The sequence below is a fragment of the Flavobacterium rarum (SeqCode) genome (assembly GCF_965234445.1).
In the GTDB taxonomy this organism is placed as follows: Bacteria; Bacteroidota; Bacteroidia; order Flavobacteriales; family Flavobacteriaceae; genus Flavobacterium; species Flavobacterium rarum.
The window spans coordinates 126,810-151,569 of record NZ_OZ248502.1; the positions used below are offsets into that span (position 1 = coordinate 126,810).

General features: G+C 31.9%; 30 protein-coding genes. 25 read left to right on the forward strand and 5 right to left on the reverse strand.

Translation table 11 applies throughout. The features are described from left to right. Positions 1-421: 421 nt before the first annotated feature. The gene (locus AC8GF4_RS12995; protein ID WP_506595227.1) at positions 422-1,678 is read right to left on the reverse strand and encodes a mechanosensitive ion channel family protein; all 1,257 of its coding nucleotides are present in this window, start codon (positions 1,676-1,678) and stop codon (positions 422-424) included. Positions 1,679-1,681: 3 nt separating this feature from the next. Then, positions 1,682-1,957, reverse strand: a complete 276-nt coding sequence (locus tag AC8GF4_RS13000) for a DUF3817 domain-containing protein (RefSeq protein ID WP_506595229.1) — start codon at positions 1,955-1,957, stop codon at positions 1,682-1,684. A 104-nt stretch (positions 1,958-2,061) separates the two neighbouring features. On the opposite strand from AC8GF4_RS13000, the gene AC8GF4_RS13005 reads away from it, so the two are divergent. From AC8GF4_RS13005 to AC8GF4_RS13045, 9 genes are all read left to right on the forward strand, one after another. Continuing rightward, the gene (locus AC8GF4_RS13005; protein ID WP_506595231.1) at positions 2,062-2,589 is read left to right on the forward strand and encodes a DUF6155 family protein; all 528 of its coding nucleotides are present in this window, start codon (positions 2,062-2,064) and stop codon (positions 2,587-2,589) included. A 109-nt stretch (positions 2,590-2,698) separates the two neighbouring features. After that, on the forward strand, positions 2,699-4,237 hold the full coding sequence (locus tag AC8GF4_RS13010; protein ID WP_506595233.1) for a DEAD/DEAH box helicase: 1,539 nt from the start codon (positions 2,699-2,701) through the stop codon (positions 4,235-4,237). Between the two features lie 206 nt (positions 4,238-4,443). Further along, entirely contained in the window at positions 4,444-5,778 is a 1,335-nt protein-coding gene (locus AC8GF4_RS13015) for a DEAD/DEAH box helicase (RefSeq protein ID WP_506595235.1), read from the forward strand. A 71-nt stretch (positions 5,779-5,849) separates the two neighbouring features. Next, a complete protein-coding gene (locus AC8GF4_RS13020) occupies positions 5,850-7,121 on the forward strand; it encodes an NAD(P)/FAD-dependent oxidoreductase (protein ID WP_506595237.1) in 1,272 nt (423 codons plus the stop codon). A 159-nt stretch (positions 7,122-7,280) separates the two neighbouring features. Continuing rightward, positions 7,281-7,793 (forward strand): hypothetical protein, encoded by a 513-nt coding sequence (locus AC8GF4_RS13025; protein WP_506595239.1) that lies wholly within the window; start codon positions 7,281-7,283, stop codon positions 7,791-7,793. Between the two features lie 293 nt (positions 7,794-8,086). Next, complete coding sequence (locus tag AC8GF4_RS13030) at positions 8,087-8,515, forward strand: DoxX family protein (protein ID WP_506595241.1); 429 nt, start codon at positions 8,087-8,089, stop codon at positions 8,513-8,515. A gap of 35 nt (positions 8,516-8,550) precedes the next feature. Next, the gene (locus tag AC8GF4_RS13035) at positions 8,551-9,519 is read left to right on the forward strand and encodes a WD40 repeat domain-containing protein (RefSeq protein ID WP_506595243.1); all 969 of its coding nucleotides are present in this window, start codon (positions 8,551-8,553) and stop codon (positions 9,517-9,519) included. Positions 9,520-9,892: 373 nt separating this feature from the next. Next, positions 9,893-10,255, forward strand: a complete 363-nt coding sequence (locus tag AC8GF4_RS13040) for a PAS domain S-box protein (protein WP_506595245.1) — start codon at positions 9,893-9,895, stop codon at positions 10,253-10,255. A gap of 3 nt (positions 10,256-10,258) precedes the next feature. Beyond that, on the forward strand, positions 10,259-11,089 hold the full coding sequence (locus AC8GF4_RS13045) for a sensor histidine kinase (RefSeq protein WP_506595247.1): 831 nt from the start codon (positions 10,259-10,261) through the stop codon (positions 11,087-11,089). Positions 11,090-11,114: 25 nt separating this feature from the next. On the opposite strand, the gene AC8GF4_RS13050 is transcribed toward AC8GF4_RS13045, so the two are convergent. Then, complete coding sequence (locus AC8GF4_RS13050) at positions 11,115-12,344, reverse strand: multidrug effflux MFS transporter (protein ID WP_506595249.1); 1,230 nt, start codon at positions 12,342-12,344, stop codon at positions 11,115-11,117. A 251-nt stretch (positions 12,345-12,595) separates the two neighbouring features. Between AC8GF4_RS13050 and AC8GF4_RS13055 the strand changes: the two genes are divergently transcribed. The 13 genes from AC8GF4_RS13055 to AC8GF4_RS13115 all read left to right on the forward strand — a co-directional run bounded on the left by AC8GF4_RS13055 (position 12,596) and on the right by AC8GF4_RS13115 (position 19,866). Beyond that, on the forward strand, positions 12,596-12,961 hold the full coding sequence (locus AC8GF4_RS13055) for a hypothetical protein (protein ID WP_506595251.1): 366 nt from the start codon (positions 12,596-12,598) through the stop codon (positions 12,959-12,961). Next, complete coding sequence (locus tag AC8GF4_RS13060; protein ID WP_506595253.1) at positions 12,954-13,253, forward strand: hypothetical protein; 300 nt, start codon at positions 12,954-12,956, stop codon at positions 13,251-13,253. The genes AC8GF4_RS13055 and AC8GF4_RS13060 overlap by 8 nt, the downstream gene beginning before the upstream one ends. A 2-nt stretch (positions 13,254-13,255) precedes the next feature. Beyond that, positions 13,256-13,438, forward strand: coding sequence for a hypothetical protein (locus tag AC8GF4_RS13065; protein ID WP_506595255.1), 183 nt, complete (start codon positions 13,256-13,258; stop codon positions 13,436-13,438). 81 nt (positions 13,439-13,519) lie between these two features. Next, the gene (locus tag AC8GF4_RS13070; protein WP_506595257.1) at positions 13,520-14,701 is read left to right on the forward strand and encodes a replication initiation factor domain-containing protein; all 1,182 of its coding nucleotides are present in this window, start codon (positions 13,520-13,522) and stop codon (positions 14,699-14,701) included. Further along, positions 14,701-14,880 carry a hypothetical protein gene (locus AC8GF4_RS13075; RefSeq protein WP_506595259.1) on the forward strand — a complete coding sequence of 60 codons (180 nt, stop codon included), beginning with the start codon at positions 14,701-14,703 and terminating at the stop codon, positions 14,878-14,880. Before AC8GF4_RS13070 ends, AC8GF4_RS13075 begins: the two co-directional genes overlap by 1 nt. 109 nt (positions 14,881-14,989) lie before the next feature. Continuing rightward, entirely contained in the window at positions 14,990-15,712 is a 723-nt protein-coding gene (locus AC8GF4_RS13080; protein WP_506595261.1) for a hypothetical protein, read from the forward strand. Further along, positions 15,712-16,140: a hypothetical protein gene (locus AC8GF4_RS13085; protein WP_506595262.1), complete on the forward strand. Its 429-nt coding sequence runs from the start codon at positions 15,712-15,714 to the stop codon at positions 16,138-16,140. Before AC8GF4_RS13080 ends, AC8GF4_RS13085 begins: the two co-directional genes overlap by 1 nt. A gap of 118 nt (positions 16,141-16,258) precedes the next feature. After that, complete coding sequence (locus AC8GF4_RS13090; RefSeq protein ID WP_506595264.1) at positions 16,259-16,717, forward strand: hypothetical protein; 459 nt, start codon at positions 16,259-16,261, stop codon at positions 16,715-16,717. 102 nt (positions 16,718-16,819) lie between these two features. Continuing rightward, a complete protein-coding gene (locus AC8GF4_RS13095; RefSeq protein WP_506595265.1) occupies positions 16,820-16,972 on the forward strand; it encodes a hypothetical protein in 153 nt (50 codons plus the stop codon). Beyond that, positions 16,965-17,513 (forward strand): hypothetical protein, encoded by a 549-nt coding sequence (locus AC8GF4_RS13100; protein WP_506595267.1) that lies wholly within the window; start codon positions 16,965-16,967, stop codon positions 17,511-17,513. The genes AC8GF4_RS13095 and AC8GF4_RS13100 overlap by 8 nt, the downstream gene beginning before the upstream one ends. Positions 17,514-17,662: 149 nt before the next feature. Beyond that, positions 17,663-18,250, forward strand: coding sequence for a hypothetical protein (locus tag AC8GF4_RS13105; RefSeq protein ID WP_506595268.1), 588 nt, complete (start codon positions 17,663-17,665; stop codon positions 18,248-18,250). Positions 18,251-18,256: 6 nt separating this feature from the next. Then, positions 18,257-19,030 carry a hypothetical protein gene (locus tag AC8GF4_RS13110; protein WP_506595270.1) on the forward strand — a complete coding sequence of 258 codons (774 nt, stop codon included), beginning with the start codon at positions 18,257-18,259 and terminating at the stop codon, positions 19,028-19,030. A gap of 416 nt (positions 19,031-19,446) precedes the next feature. After that, positions 19,447-19,866, forward strand: coding sequence for a hypothetical protein (locus AC8GF4_RS13115; RefSeq protein ID WP_506595272.1), 420 nt, complete (start codon positions 19,447-19,449; stop codon positions 19,864-19,866). Between the two features lie 545 nt (positions 19,867-20,411). Here AC8GF4_RS13115 and AC8GF4_RS13120 read toward each other — a convergent pair. Both AC8GF4_RS13120 and AC8GF4_RS13125 read right to left on the reverse strand, forming a co-directional pair. Then, entirely contained in the window at positions 20,412-20,918 is a 507-nt protein-coding gene (locus tag AC8GF4_RS13120) for a DUF2911 domain-containing protein (protein WP_506595274.1), read from the reverse strand. 482 nt (positions 20,919-21,400) lie between these two features. Continuing rightward, the gene (locus tag AC8GF4_RS13125) at positions 21,401-22,252 is read right to left on the reverse strand and encodes an AraC family transcriptional regulator (protein WP_506595276.1); all 852 of its coding nucleotides are present in this window, start codon (positions 22,250-22,252) and stop codon (positions 21,401-21,403) included. A 103-nt stretch (positions 22,253-22,355) separates the two neighbouring features. On the opposite strand from AC8GF4_RS13125, the gene AC8GF4_RS13130 reads away from it, so the two are divergent. Genes AC8GF4_RS13130 through AC8GF4_RS13140 form a run of 3 tightly spaced genes read left to right on the forward strand, consistent with a single transcriptional unit; the run spans position 22,356 to position 24,747 of the window. Continuing rightward, entirely contained in the window at positions 22,356-23,312 is a 957-nt protein-coding gene (locus tag AC8GF4_RS13130) for a polysaccharide deacetylase family protein (RefSeq protein WP_506595278.1), read from the forward strand. An 11-nt stretch (positions 23,313-23,323) separates the two neighbouring features. Continuing rightward, positions 23,324-23,704 (forward strand): VOC family protein, encoded by a 381-nt coding sequence (locus AC8GF4_RS13135; RefSeq protein ID WP_506595280.1) that lies wholly within the window; start codon positions 23,324-23,326, stop codon positions 23,702-23,704. Positions 23,705-23,733: 29 nt separating this feature from the next. Then, entirely contained in the window at positions 23,734-24,747 is a 1,014-nt protein-coding gene (locus AC8GF4_RS13140) for a zinc-binding alcohol dehydrogenase family protein (RefSeq protein WP_506595282.1), read from the forward strand. Positions 24,748-24,760: the final 13 nt, after the last annotated feature.

Below are 24,760 nucleotides of genomic sequence, written 5' to 3' on the forward strand. Positions count from 1 at the left end.
TAACCCAGAATCCGCATTAGACTTCGTTTCGAAACTGAATTATTCAATAAAAGCAAGAGCTCACGGACTATTTTTGAAGAAGGAATACTTTTGTATTTAGAATTTAAAAATGGGAGTAAGTTCTTGGTTTTGAAGAAGAATTTAGTTGTAGTAGATTTCTAATGCGGAATCTGGGTTTAAATGGTCTTATATTTTATATGTTTAAAATTAGATCTTGTTGGGTGAACGACAAATTACATTTCTATATTTTTTTTAAATCTGCGTAAATCTGCCAAATCTGCGTGGAAATTGGCAATAAGATTTACGCAGATTTGATTGGTTAATGTACCATAAATGTAATTATTACACAATCAAATTCATTACGAATTGATAGAAGATGCAATTTGCCGTGCACCCGAAATTGTGCATCTTAAAAAAAACGCTAAGTTTTCATTACATTTTCTGAAGGCATTACAAAAATTTCTAAATCAAAATAGGAAATCGAAGCAATGATATGATCAAATATATCGGCTTGTATGTATTCGTAATTCTCAAAACGTTTGTCACTAGAAAAAGCATAAATTTCAAGAGGAACACCATAAGGAGTAGCTTGCAATTGCCTACAAAGCATCAGCATATCCTTATTTAACCCAGGATATTGCTGTAGGTATTGCGTAATATACTTTCGGAACAAACCCAAATTGGTCAAATTTCGACCATTTATATCAAGACTTTTGTCAATTTTATGTCCGCGATTGTAGTTGTCAATTTCGGATTTTCTCAAATCAATATAAGCGCTTAAAAGTTCGATTTTTTTCAAATCTATTAATTCATCTTCTTTTAGAAACCGAATACTATTGGCTTTAATTATAATGTGTCTCTTGATACGTCTTCCGTCTGAATTGAGCATTCCGCGCCAGTTTTGAAAAGAATCCGAACTCAAACTATAGGTTGGAATTGTAGTAGTTGTGTTATCAAAATTTCTAACTTTCACGGTTGCAAGATTGATTTCAATCACATCACCATCGGCACCATAACGATCCATCGTAATCCAGTCACCAATACGCACCATATCGTTTATCGCCACTTGAACACTCGCCACAAAACCCAGAATGGTGTCTCTAAAAACCAAGATGATCACTGCAGAAACAGCTCCAAGAATGGTTAGTAATTCTTTTTGATCAATATCAAATAATTTTGAAATTATCAAAGCAATCCCAAACATCCAAAGCACGATCATTATAACCTGAACGAAGCTATCAATAGGTTTGTCGCTATAACGTGGAATCATTTTAAGATAATCCCTAAGCGAATTAAATACCGTTCGAATGATCCATAAAATCAGCAATACAATATAAATACCAACGAGTTTTCCAAAAACCTCTTCCCAATATTCGAATTTATCCAAAATTACAGGAACAGATCTGAAAATGAAAAACAAAGGAAATAAATAAGCAATGTATTTGGCAGTTTTATTGCTTACCAATAAATCATCAAACTTGGTTTTTGTCCTTTGAGCAACTAAAGCCATTATTGTTACCAAAATAAATCGGAAAACTAAATAGATACAATAAGTTAAGAGACAAAGTGTAATTATATTAAAAAACAAACTCAAATAAGTCGATGAGCTTCGACTCATTCCCCAATGTCTAAAAATAGGGTAGAGGAAACTAAAAACGGTATGAATGAGATTGTTCATATTTTACAAATATTTTTTTTCAATATAAAAAGTACCAAACGGCAATAGTGATGCAAGCAATATAATTCCAAAAACTTTAATAGTCCAGTTTTGAGCTTTTCTCAACAAAAAAGCCAACAAAATATAACCAATAAATAATATCCCGTGACTCATTCCGATAGGATATAAAAGTGTTTTGTAAATAACTAAATTTGTGGGTTTAATAAAAAGCATATTAGAAAACAAAACCAAATAAGAAATGCCTTCTAAAATGGCAGTTACTTTAAAAATTTTAAGCATTTGTAGATTTTTTTCAATTATAATGACCAAAATTAAGTAATAACATTCATTATTACGGTATTCAAAACAAAACTAAATTACTTTTGTATTCTTAAACTTTGGAAATGAGCAAACGCGATTTAAAAAAATACTTAAACGACCTCAATAAAGAACAACTCGAAGAACAAATTCTTGAATTATATAAAAAGTTTCCTCCCGTAAAGGTCTATTACAATTTTGTATTCAATCCAAAAGAAGAAACCCTTCTGCAGGAATGCAAACTCAAAATCTCGCATGAATACTTTCCAATACAAACTAAAGGAAAAAGAAAAAGACCCAAAATGAGACGCTCGGTAGCTCAAAAATACATCAAGCATTTTGTGCTTTTGGGAGTTGATCCCTTTGTAATTGCCGATGTAATGCTCTACAATATCGAAATTGCTCAAACTTTTGCTTCAGAAAATATCATAAAACAAGAATTATTCTACAAAAGCATGTTCAACTCATTCGAACAAGCTTTAAAATTTATTATTTCAAATGGAATCATAAGTGAATTTAAGAATAGATTAATAGCCATTTGTGATGAAGCTTTGATTCAAAAATGGAAGAATAATGCTGATTTTAAATCCAGTATCGAAATATTGGAAGACTAAATATTACTTTTGAAATCAATTTTATTTAATCCTTCCTATATTTTTTAATTAAATTTTGGCTGAATAACTGTTTTTTAGGCGTATTTTTGCAAAAATCCAACAAAATACAATGCATCAAGACACGTTAGAAATTGAAACTGAAAGCAAAAAAGAACTTTACGCTTACCAAAAAGGAGATATTGACGCCATATTTGAGCGAATAGACAATGCTCCACCACAACATCACTTATTATATCAATTGCCTACTGGTGGTGGAAAAACAGTAGTATTCTCCGAAATAGTACGCCGTTACTTGTCACAACACGACAAAAAAGTAGTTGTTTTGACACACCGTATCGAGTTATGCAAGCAAACTTCAAAAATGTTGAAAGGTTTTGACGTAAAAAACAAAATCATCAACAGTAAAGTAAAAGAACTTCCAGACCAAAACGATTACTCCTGTTTTGTAGCAATGGTTGAGACCTTAAAAAACCGTATCAATGACGAAAAACTGCATTTAGACAATGTTGGTTTAGTGATTATTGACGAGGCACATTACAATTCTTTTAGAAAATTATTGAGCTCTTTCAAAAATGCCTTCATACTTGGAGTGACTGCAACACCATTGAGTTCCAATATAAAATTACCAATGCACGAAAGCTACGATGAATTAATCGTAGGAGATACCATCAGTTCATTAATAGAAAATGGTTTCTTGGCAAAAGCAATTACCTACAGTTATGATGTTGGATTAACCTCATTAAAAGTAGGTATCAATGGTGATTATACGGTAAAATCATCCGATGATTTGTATACCAATATGGCTATGCAAGAGAAGTTATTGCATGCTTATACAGAAAAATCTTTGGGCAAGAAAACCTTGATTTTCAATAACGGAATCAACACTTCACTTTATGTTTACGAGACGTTTAGAGAAGCAGGTTATGCCATTCGTCATTTGGATAACACCAGTAATAACGAAGAGAGAAAAGAGATTTTGCATTGGTTCAAACATACTCCAGATGCTATTTTAACATCGGTCGGAATCTTAACTACCGGTTTTGATGAACCAACAGTAGAAACTATAATTTTAAACAGAGCAACAAAATCATTGACATTATATTATCAAATGATTGGCCGTGGTTCTCGTAAATTACCAAACAAAGACGTCTTTAGTGTTATCGATTTAGGTAACAATGCAGCACGTTTTGGATTGTGGAGTGAGCCTGTAAACTGGCAACACATCTTTAAATCACCAGAGTTTTATTTAGAAAACCTTCGTGATGATCAAGAAATAGAATTGTATTTTAAATATCAAATGCCTCCAGAATTACGTGCCAAATTCAGTAAAACTGCAGATGTAACTTTTGATGTAGATGAAGAACACAAACTGGCTATTGCTCAAAATTTAAGGTCCAAAGTAGTACTAGAAAAATCGATAGATCAACATGCAGCTATGTGTATTGATAATACCGAAGAATTGCAAGAAGCAAAAGCATTATCAAAAGAACTAGAAGCCGATATTGAATGCCGTGTTAAGCGATATTCAAAATGTCTAAGCCAATGCAGCAAAAACTATAGAGAATGGTTGGTTGATGATTATAGATTAAAAATGACTTTGTTAATAGGGAAAAAGTATCGTGAAAAAATCATGAACGAAGCCGATTAAAAAGAGTGATCAGTGATCCGTTTTTAGTATTCAGTAAAAATAGGAATCAAATAGCGATCGAGGGTGATATTTTTCAAGAGCTAATCCCGCTATACGTTACAATCTTTGTGGGCTGAACCCCAGCCCACAAAGGATTTTCACTGCTATCGGGGCTACAACAACATTCTGCTATTCAATAGCATTTTACAATTAAAAAACAAAAAAGCATGTCAGTACAATTCTCAGATTTAGGTGTTTCAAAAAATATACTAAAAGCGATTACCGAAATGGGAATTGTAACCCCAACCGAAATTCAGCAAAAAACGATTCCGTTACTTTTAGCAAATTCAACAGATATTGTTGGTCTTGCCAAAACAGGAACAGGAAAAACGGCTGCTTTTGGATTGCCGTTATTGCAATTGTTAGATACGCAACTACCAACAGTTCAAGCTGTAATATTAGTGCCTACAAGAGAATTGGGGCAACAAATTTTTCGCAATCTAGAAGATTATGCAAAATACCTTCCAGAAGTTTCTATAGCTTCTGTTTGTGGTGGTATCCCAATCAAACCACAAATCGATCGTTTAGCTACACCAACACATATTGTCGTGGCAACACCAGGTCGATTAATCGATTTATTGCAACGCAAAGCCATTAGCTTAAAAGAAACCAAATTCCTTGTTCTCGATGAAGCCGATGAAATGGTATCCATCCTTAAAGAAGCTTTGGACGAAATCATAACCGAATTACCCAAAACATACAGAACCTTTTTGTTTTCGGCGACTATGCCCGGAACAATTAAACAGTTAGTTCAGAATTACCTAAACAAAAATGTAGTTCAGGTAAGTGCTAGTATGGAAACCGTCGGTAATCAGGGAATTGACCACAACTATATTGTGGTAGATCCTATAGAAAAACTAGACGTTTTAATGCATTTCTTGAATTCTAAAGACGGAGAGCGCGGTATTATTTTTTGCAAAACCAAAGCTGCTGTCAACAAACTGGCAAAAAATCTAGCGATAAACAGATTTTCATCAGGTGCTTTGCACGGGAGTTTATCACAAGGTATACGTGACCGAATTATGGAACAATTTCGTGAGGGACACATTAATATTTTGGTGGCTACCGATTTGGCTGCAAGAGGAATCGACGTAAAGGAAATGGCGTATGTAGTCAATTATCATTTGCCTGACACCTATGAAAACTATGTTCACCGTAGCGGAAGAACAGCTAGAGCAGGAGCCAAGGGACTTTCTTTGACTATTTTGCAACCTGAAGAAGTTGCTGAAATAGCAGATTTCGAAAAAGAATTGGGAATCCAATTTACCAAATACAAAAAACCGTCTGTTGCGAGTATTGAAGAAAATAACACCCTTTTGTGGGCGAAGCAAATCTTCAAAACCAAACCCAATCACGATGTGGATGCCGAGTTGAAAACAAAAATAAAAACCATCTTTCATCACTTAACGAAAGATGAATTAATAGAAAAATTGTTGGCCAATTATTTGTTGCAAAACAAAACCGAAATAGCAGAAAAGCCTGTTAAAAAATTCAAAAACTAAATTTTGCGCCTTATATATATTGTACTTTTATGAGATAGTATTAAAACAATCTTTCTCATAAAAGTCTCAATATGAAAATAGTAATCATAGGCGGTGGTTTTGCTGGAATTAATTTAGCCAAAGTACTCGCCAACCACAAAGGAATCGAAGTAATTCTTGTTGACAAAAACAATTATAATTTTTTTCCGCCACTCATCTATCAGGTTGCAACCGCTTTTCTGGAACCCTCAAGTATCAGTTATCCTTTCCGTAAATTTTTTGCAGGTAAAAAGAATCTGCAATTTCGTTTGGGCGAATTACAAAAAGTGATTCCTACCGACAACAAAATTGTTCTCAATAACGGAGAATTGCATTATGACCGCTTGGTTTTTGCAACGGGCGCCGAAACCAGTTATTTCGGTATGGAAAATGTCAAGAAAAATGCCATTCCAATGAAAACGCTGAATGATGCCATTGAAATGCGCAATGCTTTATTGAAAAATCTCGAAAAAGCTGTTATTTGCAAAGACATTCGCAAACGAAGAACACTGTTAACCATTGTTGTTGTTGGTGGCGGACCAACAGGAGTAGAAATATCAGGCATGTTTGCCGAAATGCGCAAAAATATTTTACTCAAAGAATATCCAGAATTAGACACCACCGCCAGTAATATTTATTTGGTCGATGGGGGAGACGCCTTGCTGTCGCCTATGAGTTTGAAATCACAAGCAGATACACTTGAAGCAGTAACAAAACTTGGTGTTGTCGTAAAGCTAAACACCCGTGTGGTCGATTACAAAGACGACACCGTATTCTTTGCCGATGGAAAAACCATTCAAACCAAAAACTTAATTTGGGCAGCAGGAGTTTCAGCAAGGGAGTTTGAAGGAATTCCTGCAGAAAGTTACGGTCGTGGCAAACGAATGGCTACCGATGCCTTCAACAAAGTAAATGGTACCGAAAACATCTACGCCATTGGCGATACCTGCATCCAACTCAACGATGTAGATTTCCCGAGCGGTCACCCGCAAGTAGCACAAGTGGCTATCCAACAGGGAGAAAATTTAGCAGAAAATTTTAAACTAACACTTCAGAACAAGTCACTTAAACCGTTTAAATACAAAGACAAAGGTTCTATGGCTATCATCGGAAAAAACAAAGCCGTAGTCGATTTGCCCAAACCCAAAATGCATTTCAAAGGCTTTTTCGCCTGGATGATTTGGTTATTCGTGCACCTGATGTCTTTGATAACGTATCGTAACAGATTGAATACTTTTTACCATTGGATGATTGCGTATTTCTCCAAAGACCAATCTTTACGCATGATTATCAGACCGGAGAAGAGAACAAAAGTTGATGTATAGCTCAAAATAGTTTTGATTCAGGCGGTAATTTCTGATAAAAAGCTATATATCTGAGAAATACAAAACAAAACAAACCTTCGTATAACATTCCCAATTTGGGTTGCTGTGCGAAGGTTTATTTTGTGTATTTACTAGTTGTATGCCATTTAACCAAACAATATGAAAACAAAAACATTTTGGACAATACTGATAAAGATTTTGGGAATATCAATATTATTTTCAACCTTAACTGTTATTCCACAATTCTTCTCAACTCTTTACGCAACATTCAAGGATGGAAATAATAACCATCTAGAAATATCATTCTTTTTATTTTTTAGCTTACTAATATATTTATTGATCCTAAGATTATTTGTCTTTAAACCTGAATGGATAATTGAAAAACTGAAACTTGAAAAAAACATTGAGGAAAAGATTGATTTGAATATTAAAGCTTCAACAATTCTTAATATTTCAATCGCTGTGACTGGAGGATTAATGTTGGCTGGTAGTATACCAATGTTATGTGAAACTCTTTTCGAATTTTTCAGACAAAAATCATTATTTATAGATTTCGAAAATTCAAAATGGATTGTTGCTTATTTTCTAAAATCATTAATTGGTTATTTACTTTTCACAAATAGTAAAGCAATAACAAAATTTATTTTTAAACAAGCTGAGGAAACATATTAAACATAAACGGCATACAACAGTTACAACGGATTTGGACAATAGGCTTAATGGAAAGTTAGTTTTGTATTTGGGAGATTTAACAAATCCGAATAATGGGCTTAATTTAGTCTCAAACCCGATGATTACGAGAATGTTAGTGGCAACCCTAATACGATAGGGAGTAAACAAAAACCAACATAAATATAAAAGACATAACACAATTTTACATTTATTTACAATCCTTTTACATATTTTTTAAATCATTTAAGTGTGGAGAAAATACTTTTGCATGATATCAATAAATAAAAGGAATAATGAATTCAAAAATTTTAACTTCTAAACCTGTTTGGGAAAATGGAATTTCTTTAATACGGATTTGTTCAGGGATAATGATTATTATGTTTGGCAAAGAAATCTTTGATGAAGCAACTATGAATGACTACACCAAATTTCTTACTGATGTTGGTTTTTCTTCACCAAGATTTATGCTAACTCTTGCAAAATTAACTGAATTGATTGGAGGAGCTTTTCTAATAGTTGGTCTATTTACTCGAATTGTAGTATTTCCACTAATGATGACTATGCTAACAATAGTGTGGTATATGTCAGATGGTAATTTCTTTAACGGAGGAACTGCTTCTACATTTTTTCTTTTGTTCCTTTTGTTTTTGTTTTTTGGTTCAGGAAAATTTAGTTTGGATTATGTTTTTTTTGATAAAGCAAAAATTAATACAAACAAATAATTTAGTTAGTGACAGCTCTACAAAATAACTGCACAATGACAAAAAGAATTAAAATATTAGTCATCCTAAATTTTCTGACTTTTGTTCTATCTAATCAGACCTTTGGACAAAATACCTTGACAAAGGAAAAACTTTGGACAACAGACTGGAGTCCTAATGGAAAGTACATTGCAATTGGAGGTAATATTGACACTTTAAAAATCTATAACAAAAAAAGTCTAAAAACACACAAGTTATTTCTAGTAAAGAATACTATTACACGTATCAAATGGCATCCGTCAATGAACATTATTGCAGTTGCAACACAAATGTCTGACGAAAAATCATTTATTCTCAATTTAGAAACAAATGAAAAAATTGAGTTAAATGACATCTCACCAGATGGAGCAAGAGGAGTAGATTGGAACTATACAGGCGAGTATTTAGGTGTTGCAGATAATGATGGACAAATATTGATTTATGATATTAAAGGTAAATTAGTCAGGAAATTTTTAAATCAAATTAACTCAACCAAAGGAATTACTGCTCTTGATTGGCATCCTAAAAAAAATATTCTTACAACCGTAACTGACAAAATACGCTTTCTTGACATTAATGGAAATTTAATAAAATCAATCAAACATAGACCCGAAGATGTAATGTTATTGAGTATTGCTTGGCACAAATCAGGCGATTTTTTTGTGACAGGTGATTATGGCGACGAAAAAGACAAATCATTGCTTCAATATTGGAATGAACAAGGCGAACTTATAAAATCAATTGACATAAGTAAAGGTGAGTTTAGGAATTTGGCTTGGAATCCAAAAGGAGATAGACTTGCATCAGCAAGCGACGCATTAAGAATTTGGGACACAAAAGGAAACCTCATTTCAGAAGGTAATTCGGAAGACTATTTATGGGGAGTTTCGTGGAATGAACAAGGAAACAAAATTATTACGTCAAGTATGGAACAAAAAATAATACTTTGGAACAAAAAAGCGAAAAGAGTAATAACAATAGAATAAAGGGCAGCCACTGACCCCCGCTGCTGCAAAGTCTCCTGACTTTGCGTTTTTTAATAGTTCTTTAAAGCAATAAACAGGATAAAAGTCTCCCCACTTTTCGAGAAAACAACTTTTATAAATGATCAAACCCGATTGCTGGATTTTCAATCTTTGCCCACAAAGCAAATCCGCAATCAAGATTATCCTGTTATTTTTCAATACTAAGAACAAAAACTTCCTGGACTTAGATTTGATTTCAATACATATCTTAATTAAAAAATAGTTTTTATTAGAGGTTACATATCCGAAGTTTAGGCTTATTTTAGCCAAAATATTGAGGTTAAATGGTTTGTACAATACCTACTATTTCAAGATAATGACTAAAATAAATCCAATGGAAATCAAACAAAACTTCACAAAAATTCTTAAAAATAAATACTTACCAACAGCTGAGTTTTATAGTCAAATAATAGATAGTTTACAAGACTATTCCATTTTTACTTTAGATAACGATTTTATCATAAACAGTTGGAGTTCAGGTTCATCAAAAATATTTGGATACGAAACAGATGAAGTTATTGGAGAACCTTTTGATTTGATTTTTACAGAGGAAGATTTAAAGAATGGTGTTCCTAAAAAAGAAATCGAAACCGCTTTAAAAGAAGGCAGAGCAACCGATAATAGATGGCACATTGCCAAAGACAAAAGCCTGTTTTATGCTTATGGATTGGTTTTTCCTCTCATTGGTTTAAACTGAGAAATGCTTGGCTACGTCAAGTTTTTAAGGGATTTGACTGACAGAAAGCAATCTGAGGATGCCATAAAAAATTACGTCAAAGAACTGGAAGATCTTAATACTCACAAAGAGAGCGTTATGGCAATCCTTTCGCACGATTTAAGAAGTCCGCTGTCTGCAATTATTGGAACTGCAAAATATCTAAAAGATAATTTCCATAAAATGAATCCTGATGCTGTGCAGGAAATGCTGGACTTGCTTCATAAATCATCTACAGATGAATTAGAAATGCTAGACTATTTGGTAGAATGGGCAAGAATAAAATACGCATCAGACACTTTTTCTCCAACAAAATTAAAACTAATCGAATACATTACTAAAGTTTTTGAAACCTTAAATGAAACGGCTTCGATAAACACTATAAATCTACATCACGAAATCGAAGAGAACACCTCTGTGTTTGCCGACAGTAAAATGCTGATTTCCATCATTCAAAATATCGTTTCAAATGCGATAAAACATACTGAAAAAGGGGGTACAATTACAGTTTCAGCAAAAAGTAAAGAAGATAAAATTATTGTCCAGATTAAGGATACCGGAATTGGAATGTCCAAAGAAATAATGGATCGACTTTTTACTCCCCAAATGAAAACGCTTTCCGAAACAAGAAAAAAGGATAAAGGAGCCGGGATTGGATTGTTATTGGTAAAAGGCTTTTTAGAAAAAAATGGCGGTGAAATTTGGGTAGAAAGTATCGAAGGGGAGGGGTCTACTTTTTATTTTACATTACCTATTGAGAAACCTTTGTATAAAATAGGCAGCTCAGACGAAATTATGTTTGATGAAAGTGCCTAATTTTAATACTATTGATTTATTATAATTAATACCCCACAATAATTTCATCATCTCCAGAATTCACAATGGTTTTCTTGATTTTTCTTTTGCCAATATTCAAAATAATGAAAGCGACAATCGTGGTACAAGTCATAATTGCAACCATCGACACCATAGAATCTTTCACAAAAACACCCACAGCAAACGAAGCTAAAGCTCCAATTCCCAATTGAATAGCTCCCATTAATGCAGATGCACTTCCTGTATTTTTATCAAAAGGAGCAAGGGTCAATCCAGCCGTATTGGGATTGGAAATACCCAAACAAGCCAAAAACAGAAATAACATTATAATGGTGCCATACAATCCCAAAACATCATTAATAGCCAGAATCAAAAAAATTAGACTAATGATTATTTGGGCAATCAAAGCACCAAAAATCATCTGTTCACTAGAAAATCTTCTTAATAATAAAGAGTTCAATTGACTAGAACCTATAAAACTCAAAGACATAAAAGCAAAAATCCATCCGTAAATGGTTGCATCTACTTTTAAAATATCCATAAACAAAATAGGAGAGGCAGCGACATACGTAAACAATCCTGAGAAAGCAATCGAACCTGTCAAAGCATAGGTGTAAAATTGTGGCACTTTGATAATTGACAAAAAATTATTAATGATTGGTTTGGGTTTCAAGGAAATGGATAAATCGGGTTCATGTGTTTTAGGTAATCCCACTTGGGAAGTAATCAATACAAAAATACCCATGAACATTAAAATTAGAAAAACAATATGCCAGCCCCAATAGCTCGTCACATAACCCCCAATTGTTGGCGCTAACATTGGTGAAAGTCCAACTACCAGCATCAATTTGGACAAAACATTTGGTATTTCTTTTATAGGAAATAAATCCCGAACCATCGCCACCGAAGCCACTGTAGCGGCGCAACTACCAACTGCTTGTATGAAACGAAGAGCAATAAATGTATTGATATCAGCAACAAAAACACAACCTAGCGAAGCCAAAATATACACCAACAATCCAATAAACAATGGTTTTTTGCGGCCAAAACGATCCAATAATGGCCCATATAATAATTGTCCCGCCGATATTCCAATAAAATAACTGGATAACGACATAGAAACAGCAGCTACAGTAGTTTGAAGGTCATTGGCAATTCCAGAAAATCCCGGCAAATACATATCAATTGAAAACGGTCCAAGTGCCGTCATTGAACCTAAAATCAGTATCAGTTGTATGTATTTAGTTTTTGTCATTTTTAGGAATCTTTTTTATTTTTTGCAAAAGTAACCAAAAAACATAAGGTTTGATTATTTTTAAGCCGATACAAATAACTAAGAAATTAGTATTTGTGCAGGTTTTGCAATAATTTTAATAACATTATAAATTGAACTATAATTTATAGTATGTTTTACAGTATGACAATAGAACTATTTGAAAATCAAATTAATTAATTTCTTGCATTAAATATCCTACTTTTTTTTAAGTCTAACTTAACTAAAAAGTAATGGATTCAAAAAAAATTAGGCACGAACAAAAAGTGCTAAAAAATTACAACGCCTATATTTTGGCTTGTGATAAAATAAGGAATCATTCTAAAATTTCCTTATCTCAATTACAAAGAACTTTACGACCTTTTTGTAAAACTGTCCTTTCTAATGATGTGCATTTGTACGTTAGATTGAAAGGTACTGAAAAATCTTTGTCAATACAGCTTATACCGCCTTATGTATTTCAAAAGTGCCACTATTTTAAAATAGTTTCTTCTTCTTATCAATCATTTGATCTACAATTTTCTGCAATAAACACTTTTGATTTAATGCAAAAAATTAATCACAAATTCCAACTTTTAAATCCTTTTGAAAATGATTGATATTTTAAAAATACTCGTTCCTGTTGATTACCAACTAAGCGCAAAAACATTTTTGTATTATTTAAAAACTCTAAATAATAAGATTTACAAAATTTCTGCACCTGAAATTTCTTTGTATCAAATTGAGGTTTTAAAAAATGAAAAGGGTTTAACAATTGTTAATCATCAGCATTATACTTCAAATGTAATAAATATTACTTTTTCAAATTTAGAAAAGGAATTACAGAAACATTTTGCGCCCGAAAATCCAAAACAATTTGAAATTGAATTTATTAATGCTTTAAGATTTTAAAAATGAAAAAACATTTAATTGATATTGTATATTCTCCTTATAATGTTGAATTACATTTTGATTCACATGCTACAAAGCAAACTATTTATACTTATGCTTACAAATATGCTCTTTCTAATAACTTATTTGTTTTGACGTATCGTGTTAATAGAGGTTTACAAATTGTCACTTTGGTGAATTACTAGAAAACCGATATAAAGCAAGTCAAATAAAAAAAATAGCCGTTAGGTAAAACGGCTATCAACTCACTCAATAAATTACGCCAAATGCATCCAAAAACCTTAATATCAATTGATTACCTTATTATTAATTTAATGGGCGAATTAAGACCTCTAAAGGGTACTAATTCACTCGATTTTGAACTTATTTCCGAACCTTTTGGCACAAAAACTTTTGCGTGTCGTCATATTGTTAAATATAAAAAAGAAATTATTGCAAGTATTTTGAGTCAGCCACGTTCCGCTATTATTCCCGAGTATTTAAATCAAATGCAATTTGAAAATCATGTTTTTTACACAAAATCACTACCCGAGTTAAAACAAATTATAGATTCCTTTACAGATGCTTACGCTTTAGAATTTACTGCGATCAATAGATTGGATATTGCTTTTGATATAAATGATAATAATCAGTACTATAGAAAACTAAATACTGATTTGTCAAATGGTAATGTGCGTATTTCGGGTAGAAAAAAATCTTTTTCCTCTCATAATGAATTAGTTAAAGGTGTTTGTATAAATAATGGATTTAATTTTGGTTCTCGAACTTCCTCTAAATTTCTTAGGGTTTACAATAAATCACTATCCTTAGAAATAACCGAAAAACCCTATATACAAGAATTTTATAAAAAGAATAATTTTTCAAATCAAAATGTTTGGCGTTTTGAATATCAGTTAAATGCTCAATTTTTTTCTAATTTAAAAAATTACGGTCATGACAAAGATTTTTTTGATGTTATCCAAGAAAAGTTGGTACTTCCTTTTCAGGATGTAACGTATTCTATTTTCGACTATTCCACTTTGATTCAGTTGGTAATAATGGCGCAAACAAATTTTTTCGAATTAAAAGAAAATACGGGTAAAAGCCAAATAAACAAAGAAAAGACTATACCGTTTATTATTGATTTTGACTATTTATTGCACACTATTTCAGAATACAAACCGACTTTTGTCAGGTTAAAAAGTACGCATGTTCCAAATTTAATAAAGCGTAAAAGATTGGCAAAAGCCTTATTTCGGGAATATGTTTCAAACTTTCAAAATGTTTCTTATATCGTTGCTTTAAACCGTTTACTACTTGAAAAAAACCCTTTTGACAATACCTCTTTGCAAAGTTGGTTCGATAAAAAAATGACATTTTATTTATCAGAATTTAAACAACTTGAAAAATTAAATATCCGCTTTGATGCGGAACTATACGCCGAACAATCAAATTTATTTATTGAATAATGAAAACGCAAACAAAACCAAATCCAAGCCAAAAAGTAACAAAAGTACAGTTAATGCATATTTTAGAAGTTAGCTATCCAACGGCTCGAAAAGACTATCAAACCATTATAGATTCATTGCAATTGAAAAGAAAATATCTCACTATTTCCGACCTTGTTTTGTATGGTGTTTTGTCTTGAAAACTAGAAAAAAATAGAAAAAAAACGCAATTAATAGTAATAAATAGAAAACCCTTTTTTTATTCTGTAATAACCTTTGTACTCAATAATCACAAAAAAATTATAAAAAATGAAAATTAAAACGATTACAGGGGTTACCAAAATTGATGATATTAATATTACAAAATCAATTGGGGCTTTTATTATTGCTGTTGATGGTTTAGCGTTAGACCAATTGACAACGGAAAAAATATCTTACCATATTGAGAGGGCAAACGGTTCAAATGTTGTTTTGGCAAATAAAATTCCCTTAACGGATTATATTATTTCATCTTCTTACGGTTCAGAGGCTGTTCAATCAGATGGTACTTTTGAAACAATTGCACTTTGTGAAATTGCTTATAAAGGTGGTGCTTTTCTAGCCGAAAAAGAAAGTATTAAATTGAGTTTAGATGGTTTAGATTCTACAAAAATTTATGAAATATACGGAGTTGAGGAACCTAACCAAACTAACGTTTTGGCTTTTTTCGAACAAAAGACCGTTGCTAGTGAGGATTTTTCTAAAAAAATCGATGTGAAAGGTTATGATTTAGCAATTATGACAACACACGCAAGTGTACAAGATTTGTCTTATCGTTTCGAAAATGGTCAAGTTGTTAAATATCTTCCTTTTGAATTACAAACTTTAAGCCGTGATAATGACCCAATACAGGCTATTAAAAGTACTGCGGTTTTGCAATCAGTTCCTGACCGTTTAGCGTTGCCTCTGCTTCATGTAGATGAAATTGAAATTAATAAAGCGCAAGGTCAAGTAATAAATTTTGTAGTTAGAAATTATAAATCTGTTGAGTAATGGGGTTTTTTAAAGACGTTGGAAATAAACTTAAAAGAGTTGTTTCTTTAAAAAATGTTGTTAGGGGTGTAACGGGTAACTTTTCCGCTGTTGCCGATGATGTTAAAAGAGTTATGACAACACAAGACCCTAGAACGGTTAAAAATGCGGTAGCTGTTAATTCCTTAACTGATAAAAATTTTGTTATTCCCGAACCTGTACAGGATGTATTAAAGGCACAAGATTCAACTTATCAACAAAATTTGGTGAAGTCTATTGCTTCAATTCCTGCGGTACAGGATGCAAATACTTTTATGTCTAAACTATGGATACAAAGCCAATGGTTGAAATATAAAAAATGGATAATTGCGGGTGCTGTCTTGTTGGTTGGTTTCTTAGTTTGGTTTTTCAAGTTTAGAAAAAAACACGCTCGTAAACGCTCTAGGTAATGCAAAAAAAATTCAATTACAACCGTTTATATATCATAATTTTTATAATTGATTCCGTTGTAATTGTTATAAAAAAAATCACACAAATTATTTTAAACATTAAAAATATATTTCACTAATGGCGGATTATAACATGAAAAGACCAAATCATTGGGATGGTGGGAATCAACACCCTTTTACTCCTTTTAAAAATGATTATCAGCAAAGAAATGCTGGTTACAATAGAATGCAAAGAAAAAGCGATTTTGTAAAGCATTCGGGCGCAAAATTAACTAAGTATTTCCCCAAATCGGGTATTAATGCTGGTGTTGAGCAGTTTTTAGTAACGGGTTGGAGACTTTCTAATAAAGAATTAATTTCTATTAAAGCGGTAACAACTTCAAAATCTAAAGAATCTGAGAAGGGTTGGTTTGGTTCTGTTGCTGTAACTTTTACTAATACTAAAACGGGTGCGCAACAATTTCATTGGGGTACTATGGAGAAAAAAACGGGAAAAGTCGTAATTAATGAAATGGCTTTCGTTATGAATCCAAAAGCTAAAAATGGCGGTTACTCGGGAACTTTTTTAAATAAATAACATGTTAAAAGTATTATTAAAGTTTCTCCCTCTTATACTTCATGAGGGGGTTGATTTACTCAAAGAGTATTTAGAAAAACGAAAACAAAAAAATCAAAAACCATGAATAAATTAAAAGGTGTTATTGCTGTAATTGGGTTAGTTGTTAAATATTCCGCTATTGTAATGGCAATTATTAAAGGTGTTCAAGTTGCTTACGATGAATTACAAAAGATTGATTTTGATAACCCAACAAAACCAATTGAAAATGAGTAATTATTTAGGTAAAAGCAATCTTTCAAGGGGTATTCGGAATAATAATCCGGGTAATCTAAGGATTACAGCCGACAAATGGCAAGGGATGGTTTCTTTGGATAAAAACACCGATAAGTCATTTCAGCAATTTATTGAGATGAAATACGGTGTAAGGGCTATGCTTCGTGATGTTGTTAACGACATTTTGAAAGGTAAAAACACAATCAGAAAATTAATTTCTGAATATGCGCCACCAACTGAAAACAATACCGAATCATATATTAATGGGGTTTCAAAAAAATTAGGTTTGACACCCGATGAAAAAATAAAAAAAATTGATGCTGTTTTTTTGATGGCTATTGCTAAAGCTATTATTTCTCATGAAGTAAAAGCATCAGAAAAACATTTGGTTACTGATTCCGATATCAGAAAGGCTATTTCGATACTTGGTACTTTTAACACTCCAAAAGATTTGAAAATTGATACAACGGTACTTAATCCTTTAATTGCTTTGATTCCTGTCTTGCTTTTTTTTTATACTTGGCTTACCGTGAGCCTTTAAATAAACGGAGAAATTAAATAAAAAATCTTAAAAACTATATCATGTTAGAAAAAATCAAAAATTATTATACTGAATACAAAATGTATATAAATATTTTAATCGGTCTTGTTGCTGTTTATGTTGTCTATCGTCTTGCTAAAAGAAAGTAAATGACAGTTAAAAATATGAGGAAAGGGGGGTCTAAATTAGACCTCTTTTTTAATAAAGCTAAAATTTTTCTATCGAAATATTGGCTTTTAATGCTTGTCTTGCTTTTTGGATTACCTCCTTTAATTCGTTATATACGTACTCAAATAGCTCTTATGAAAGGAAATACAGAAGCCAATAAAGCAATAGTTAATACTGCTCAAAATGCTACAGCGAACCCAGTAACAATAAAGAAAAAAACAGATGCTGTTCAAAAAATATATCCTAATGTAACTACTACAGACATGCAAAGATATAGTACTGTTGCTCAAGGTGTGGCTAAGGCTCTTGGAACTAATGTTGAGGATAATCATATTGTCTTAAGTGGTACATTTGAATTTTTTAATGTTTCGGCTTTAACTGAAAATGAGGACGAAGTAGTAAGGCTTCTGAAAACCGTTCCAACTACTTTTCCGATTGTTGAGCAATTATATTATAATGTGCATACACGTTCAAGAAACATGAAAAACGATTTATTAAAGTACTTATCTAAAAAAGATTTAGACCAAATCAGGGCGGTACAAAAAAAATATGGTAAAACTTTTATTTAAAAAACTATGTCAAATTTCTTTGTTTATATTAATGAAAACGGTGCTTTGGCTTATATGCCTGTTACAGTTAATGAGGGTAGTTGTGAAGCGCAAAAAGATATAAATGAGCAGTTTTTAGTAACTGCTGTTTTTATAGATGGTGTAAAACGCTCTATACTTCTGCCTGATAACCCTATTCAGATGGCTATTGTAAATGATAACAATTTTGATGGTCGTTTTGTCAAATTGACTGATTATAATCAAAGCGGATTATTTACTTTTGGTCTTGTTCCTTTAGCTGGTCATTCTTCTTCGGTTGGTGGTTCTTTGGTTTCATCAAAAACTTATCCAATGTTTGAGCATCCTGTTTTTAGGGAAAACGTTGTCAATGTTGGTGGTGTTTATAATCCTGCTATTTTAAAAACAACAATTAGGTTGTATGAGTTCTTTTATCAATTAGAATATAGTTCTCATCATGACCATTTTGGAACTGATCTTGAAGTTGTTGATTATGGTATGCTAGACCAAACCTTGTATAATTATGCGCAATGTATTAGAGTGCAAAATAATTACTTTAAATTTAAGTTTCCATCTTACTCAGTAGAAAACGGGGCTTTCTTGTTTTTGGATATTTATACTAATAATTATACAAGAGAGGTTTATTTAATTTTGTATAATTCTGATAGGTCTCAATCCTTTGCTTTGCCTTACGAATATGTGGACAATTCAAAAGATAAAGGTTTTGATGCTGTTTATTATCCTACGGGTTTGGAATTAACCTGTAAATCTGTTTATCATTAACAAATATGTCTTACTTTCTAAAAGATAAAAATGACTATTCTGTGTATGTGTATAAGGATGGGCAAAAACGTCTTTTTTCCGAGTTTGTACACGATATTTATAAATATTCACTATGGTTAAAAAGAAACGGTATTATGTGGGATTATTTACTCGTTTTTTGCCGTAGAGATAGGCAAATTATGTGTTATTACAAGAATGGCGATTATCTCCACTCGAAACCCGATGCGGGCAATATGGGTCGACGAAAATCTAATTGGTAAATATTTTTTTTATCTCTTACCCCCTTAATTTGCTACGGTATTTTAGGGGGTTATTTTTGAAATAATATTTTTTTTATCTCTTACCCTTTATTCTTGTTAAAATTGGTATTATATTTGAATATGTTAAATTATTACTAACAAAAAACAATTCATAAAATGAAAAAAATTGCATTCTTATTCTTATTCGCTGTTTCTTTCGGTTATTCTCAGACTTCAATAGATGAATATAACTATATGACAAAGGGTTACGGTGTTACAATTAGTTCGGGTTTGGATATTAAAAAAGGCTATCAAATCAAGGACTTGACCACTTATAATACTGCATCTTACACTTTTGATTATAAACTTTTAATACGTGAAGCGGACAATTCTTTGGCTGGTGTTATTCTTCGTGCAACTTCGAAAATATGGTCAAATGTTTATTATTTGGCTATTCCTGTCGATAATCAGGAATTATTAAAACCGTATTATAAGCAGTTAGAGTTATGGGATGAGCCAATGATTACAGCTTATTCAGAATCATCCACTTTTTTAAATTCCGAATTGATAAAGTTTTTTCATTCTTCAAAAAAATAACATAAACCCCTCGAAATAGGGGTTTTTTTTATTTCAAAAAAATGTTTGTGTAATACAAATATCTTTCTATATTTGATAAAAAAAAGTAGATATTTTGTGCGAAAATTATTTCTAACCTACTGTCATTTAGTGAACTATAATTTATATTATGTAAAATAGAACTTATTTAAAAACAATAATACTATCCTAATATATTACATTTTATTCCTATAAATTAATGGAATAACGCCTATCATTTAATTCTAAAATAAAAATGAAAAATCATAGGCTATAAAATTCAAAATAAAAAAAAATCATTGCCGTTATGACAATGATTTCATTAAATTTTTAATATAACCCGTTGGGTGAAATTCAAGTAAAATAAAAATTTAACCACATAGAATCATAGATGGATGCTAAATAGGCAAAGAATAAATAGAAATAGCACTATTTCACACATAGAATAGCTATGTGAGTAGTAAAACGTCTATCTTTTTCTTTTAAAAACTATAAATTCTATGTTTCTATGTGGTCAAAAATAATTTCACCCAACGGGTTAATATAAATTATTTTACAGAAAAACCAATAATCCAATTTTCCCAAACCAATTCAACATCAGTAGCATTTATAATATAGGTTAATTTTTCTGTATCCGAATCTGCAGTTTGTTGTTTTACAGTAACACGAAGTTGATCGTCTTTTGCCTTGTATTTGTATGCTCCCCATTGTTTAGCTTCTTTATTAAAAATAACTATACATTCCTCTTTGTTTGGAATTACAAAAAAAGAATATTTACCAGCGGGCAATCTTAAACCTTCAATTATAAGTTCTTTATTGGTTTCAAAAGTAGTTGCATCGTTAGCACCTGCTCTCCAAACTTCTCCAAAAGGAACTAATTCTCCCCAAATTTTTCTACCTCTTACTGAAGGACTTCCGTAATTGATTTCAATTTTAGCACCGTTAACTATTCCGGTCACTTTTTCTGCTGTACTTTTTGGTTTTTCTTGTGCATTTGCAAATGAAATGGAAAAGATGATTAATACAATTGAAAGTGAAATTTTTAATATTTTCATGTTTCTATAAATTTATTTAAGGTTAGTATTAATAACATAATCAACAAATGTATTCATTATTTGCATATAAATATTTAAATATTGAGCAAAAAAAAACTTCTCAATTTCTTGAGAAGTTTTGTGGGCTGTCAGGGATTTCAGTCGAACACCTAATCTCTATTTTAACTCTATTTAATGCGTTTTAAAATATATAATTTATTAATTTACTGCGTATTAGGTGTAATTTTCTGTAGATCAATTTATATTTTGTGATTTTTTTAAAAGAACTCTTTTTAATTACCATTAAAATTAGGATTCAATCGTCTACATTTAATGTGTGAGGGCTTTATCAAACACAAATTAATTAACCATAATTTGAGTTTTAAACTTAACCAGAAATATATAATTCTTGCTTTTATCTTAAATGTAAAGAGAAATTTTGGAAGTTAATAATTGGCTATTCATCATTTATTTGTTTTTAAATCGGACAACAAAATGTCTAATTAATATAGTAACTCCACTTTAAAATTAGTGGGGCTAACTGAATTGTATTTTTTGAATATTTTATTAAAATGACTTGCATCATTAAATCCTAATCTTTCAGCTATTTCATTAATAGTAAATCGGTTTTGCCTCAAAAGTTTTTCTGCAGATTTCAATTTGGCCTGAATAATATGCTGCTGGATGGAAATACCACTATGTTTTTTCACAAAGATGCTAATATAATTAGGAGACATAAAGAATTTGGATGCCATTTTTTTTATATCCATTTTGTCATTATCAATAGCGTTAATTCGTATGTAGGTAAGAATGCTGTTTATTTTTTCTGAATCCTTTTCGTAGTTTTTAATTGAAGCTTTAGTCTGATTTAAGTTTCTTGTAATAATGGCCATTATAGTGCCAAAAAGTTCCAGAGTTACCTCATTATTAAACAAAGCTTTATTCTTAAATTCATATAGTATGATACTTACTAATGAAAATAAATGTTCTTTATCCCGTCCATTATTAATTATGCTGCCTGCTATATTATCTATTTGCAGCATTACATTTTTAAGTGCTTCTTCCCAATACGTTTTTTTGTTGGTGTTTAACTTTTCTAAAAAAACCTGTTCGGTAAATTTTAGATAAGTAAATTTAGTTTTCGTATTGATTTCAAATTCATGAGCATCATTGGGAGTTAACATAAATACATCTCCTTTACTGTACGGAAAAGAAATACCGTTAAGAATATGTATTCCACTACCTTTTTCTATAAAAATAAGTTCGTAAAAATTATGCTTATGCAATTCATAGATCCATGTGTCTAATTCTAGTGAAAATACATTAATTGAATGAAAGCTGTTAAACCGCTGCATGGTAATTTAATTTTGATGGATATGTACAAATATACAATTGATTTGTACAAAAATAATCAGTATTACCTGCTATATCTTTGTACTATAATTTAAAACATAAAAAATGAAAAGATATTTAATAGGATTGCGTTGTTTGTTAGTAATGAGTTTGTTAACTTCATCTTTAGATGTTGCAGCACAAAATAAATCAGCAAAAGAAGCTAAAAATTGGCCAAACAGTGCACAGTTAGTGATTTCGGTGTCCATGCAGTTTGAAACAGGAGGCCAGCCCGAAGGTGCCGAAAGTCCGTTTTCTAATAATCCTTTACCGAAAGGTAATCCGGATTTGGCTGCCGAAAGCTGGTTTAGATACGGAGCCAAAGAGGGGATTTACAGAATGCTGGATTTATGGAAAAAATATGACATTAAAGTGACTTCGCATATGGTGGGAGAAGCGGCAATAAAATATCCTGAGGTAGCAAAAGCTATAGCTGATGGAGGTCATGAAATTGCAGCACACGGATATTCATGGAACAATCAATGGAATATGAGTTATGCTGAAGAATTGGCTTTTGTAAAAAAAGGGGTAGATACTGTTGAAGCTATTACAGGAAAAAGAGGTGTAGGATATAATGCAAATTGGCTGCGCAGAAGCCCCAACACGCTCAAAGTATTACAAGAACTTGGATTTTTGTATCATATAGATGATTTAAGCCGCGATGAACCTTTTGTTACAAAAGTAAATGGTAAAAACTTTGTAGTAATGCCATATACACTGCGTAATAATGATATCGTAAATATTGAAGGGAAACACTGGAGTCCTGATCAATTTTTGGCACAATTAAAAATGGAATTTGACCAATTGTATGCTGAAGGAGCGACAAAACGCAGAATGATGTCTATAAGTTTTCATGACAGAATTGGAGGAACACCAGCTATGGTACATGCTATGGATGAATTTATACAATACGCCAAGAAGCAAAAAGGGGTAGTCTTTATGAGAAAAGATGATATTGCGAAAATGGTAATCAATGACCCGAAAACCCCAATAGACAACTCAGAAGAAAAGTATAATAATTAAATATAATTATCATGCACATTGATCATACCACCATTAGAACAAGAGATATAGAGGCTGCTAAAAGCTTCTTTATTAAAGTATTTGATTTAAAAGAAGGAAAGCGCCCGGAGGTAATCGAACAATCGATACCAGGTTACTGGCTATATGCAGACAATAACCCGATAGTTCATATTATTCAGGCTGCCGCAAGATTTCAGAATGTCAATAATTATGGGACAGAAGCAATCGATCATACCGCATTTTACATGAAGGACTACGAAAGTTTTAAATCAAAATTAGATCGATTGGCTATTGTATATACAACAATGGAATTGAAAGACATTAATGAAAAAAGAATTTTTCTTCATACGCCTGCAGGTATTTTATTGGAGGCTGTTTTTAGAAATGAATAAAATAAAAGTTAAACATAACAAGTAATAATATGAAAGCAATAGGTTTTAAAAAGTCATTACCAATTGAGGATCAAGATAGTTTTATTGAATTTGAAACAATAAAACCAACACCAGGAGCAAATGATTTATTAGTAAAAATTGAAGCAGTATCAGTAAATCCGGTAGATTATAAAATTCGTCAGAGTGCTGCAAAAGATATTGTTCTTGAAAACCCCAAAATTATAGGCTGGGATGCCGCAGGAATTGTTGAAGCTGTAGGCGAAAATGTAAGTCTTTTTAAAGTTGGAGATTCCGTTTTTTATGCAGGAGATATAACCAAACAAGGCAGTAATGCCGAATATCAAATTGTAGATGAGCGAATTGTGGGAAGAAAACCAGCAACACTTTGCAGCAAAGAAGCAGCTGTAATGCCGCTGACTAGTTTAACGGCATGGGAAATATTATTTGACCGTATCCGAATTAACCCGGAAAAAGACAAAGGAAAAACTATTTTGATTATTGGCGGTGCTGGCGGAGTAGGATCTATTGCAATTCAGCTTGCCAAAAATGTAGCGAACTTAACAGTAATTGCGACAGCTTCCCGTTCAGAATCTGTGGCATGGTGTAAGCAGCAGGGAGCTGACTTTGTAGTGAATCATAAAAATCTGGTCGAAGAAGTTCGTGCTATTGGATTTCAGCAGGTCGATTTTATAGTAGATTTTGTTAATGTAAACCAATATTGGTCTGCATTTGTGGAATTGATAAAACCGCAAGGACATATTGGTTCTATAAGTGATCCGGCTGAAAGTGTAAATCTTCGACAATTAATAGGCAAAAGTGTGAGCTTCCATTGGGAATTGATGTTTACACGTTCTATGTTTCAGACAGAAGATATGATTGAGCAGCATAATATCCTGAATAAAATTGCGGATTTATTAGATAACGGAACAATCAAAACTACGCTTGAAGAAATACTTATAGGATTCAACGCCGAGAACTTTAAAAAAGCACACAAGCTTTTAGAATCCGGAAAAACAATAGGTAAGATTGCCATAAAATTCTAAATCTAAATTTATA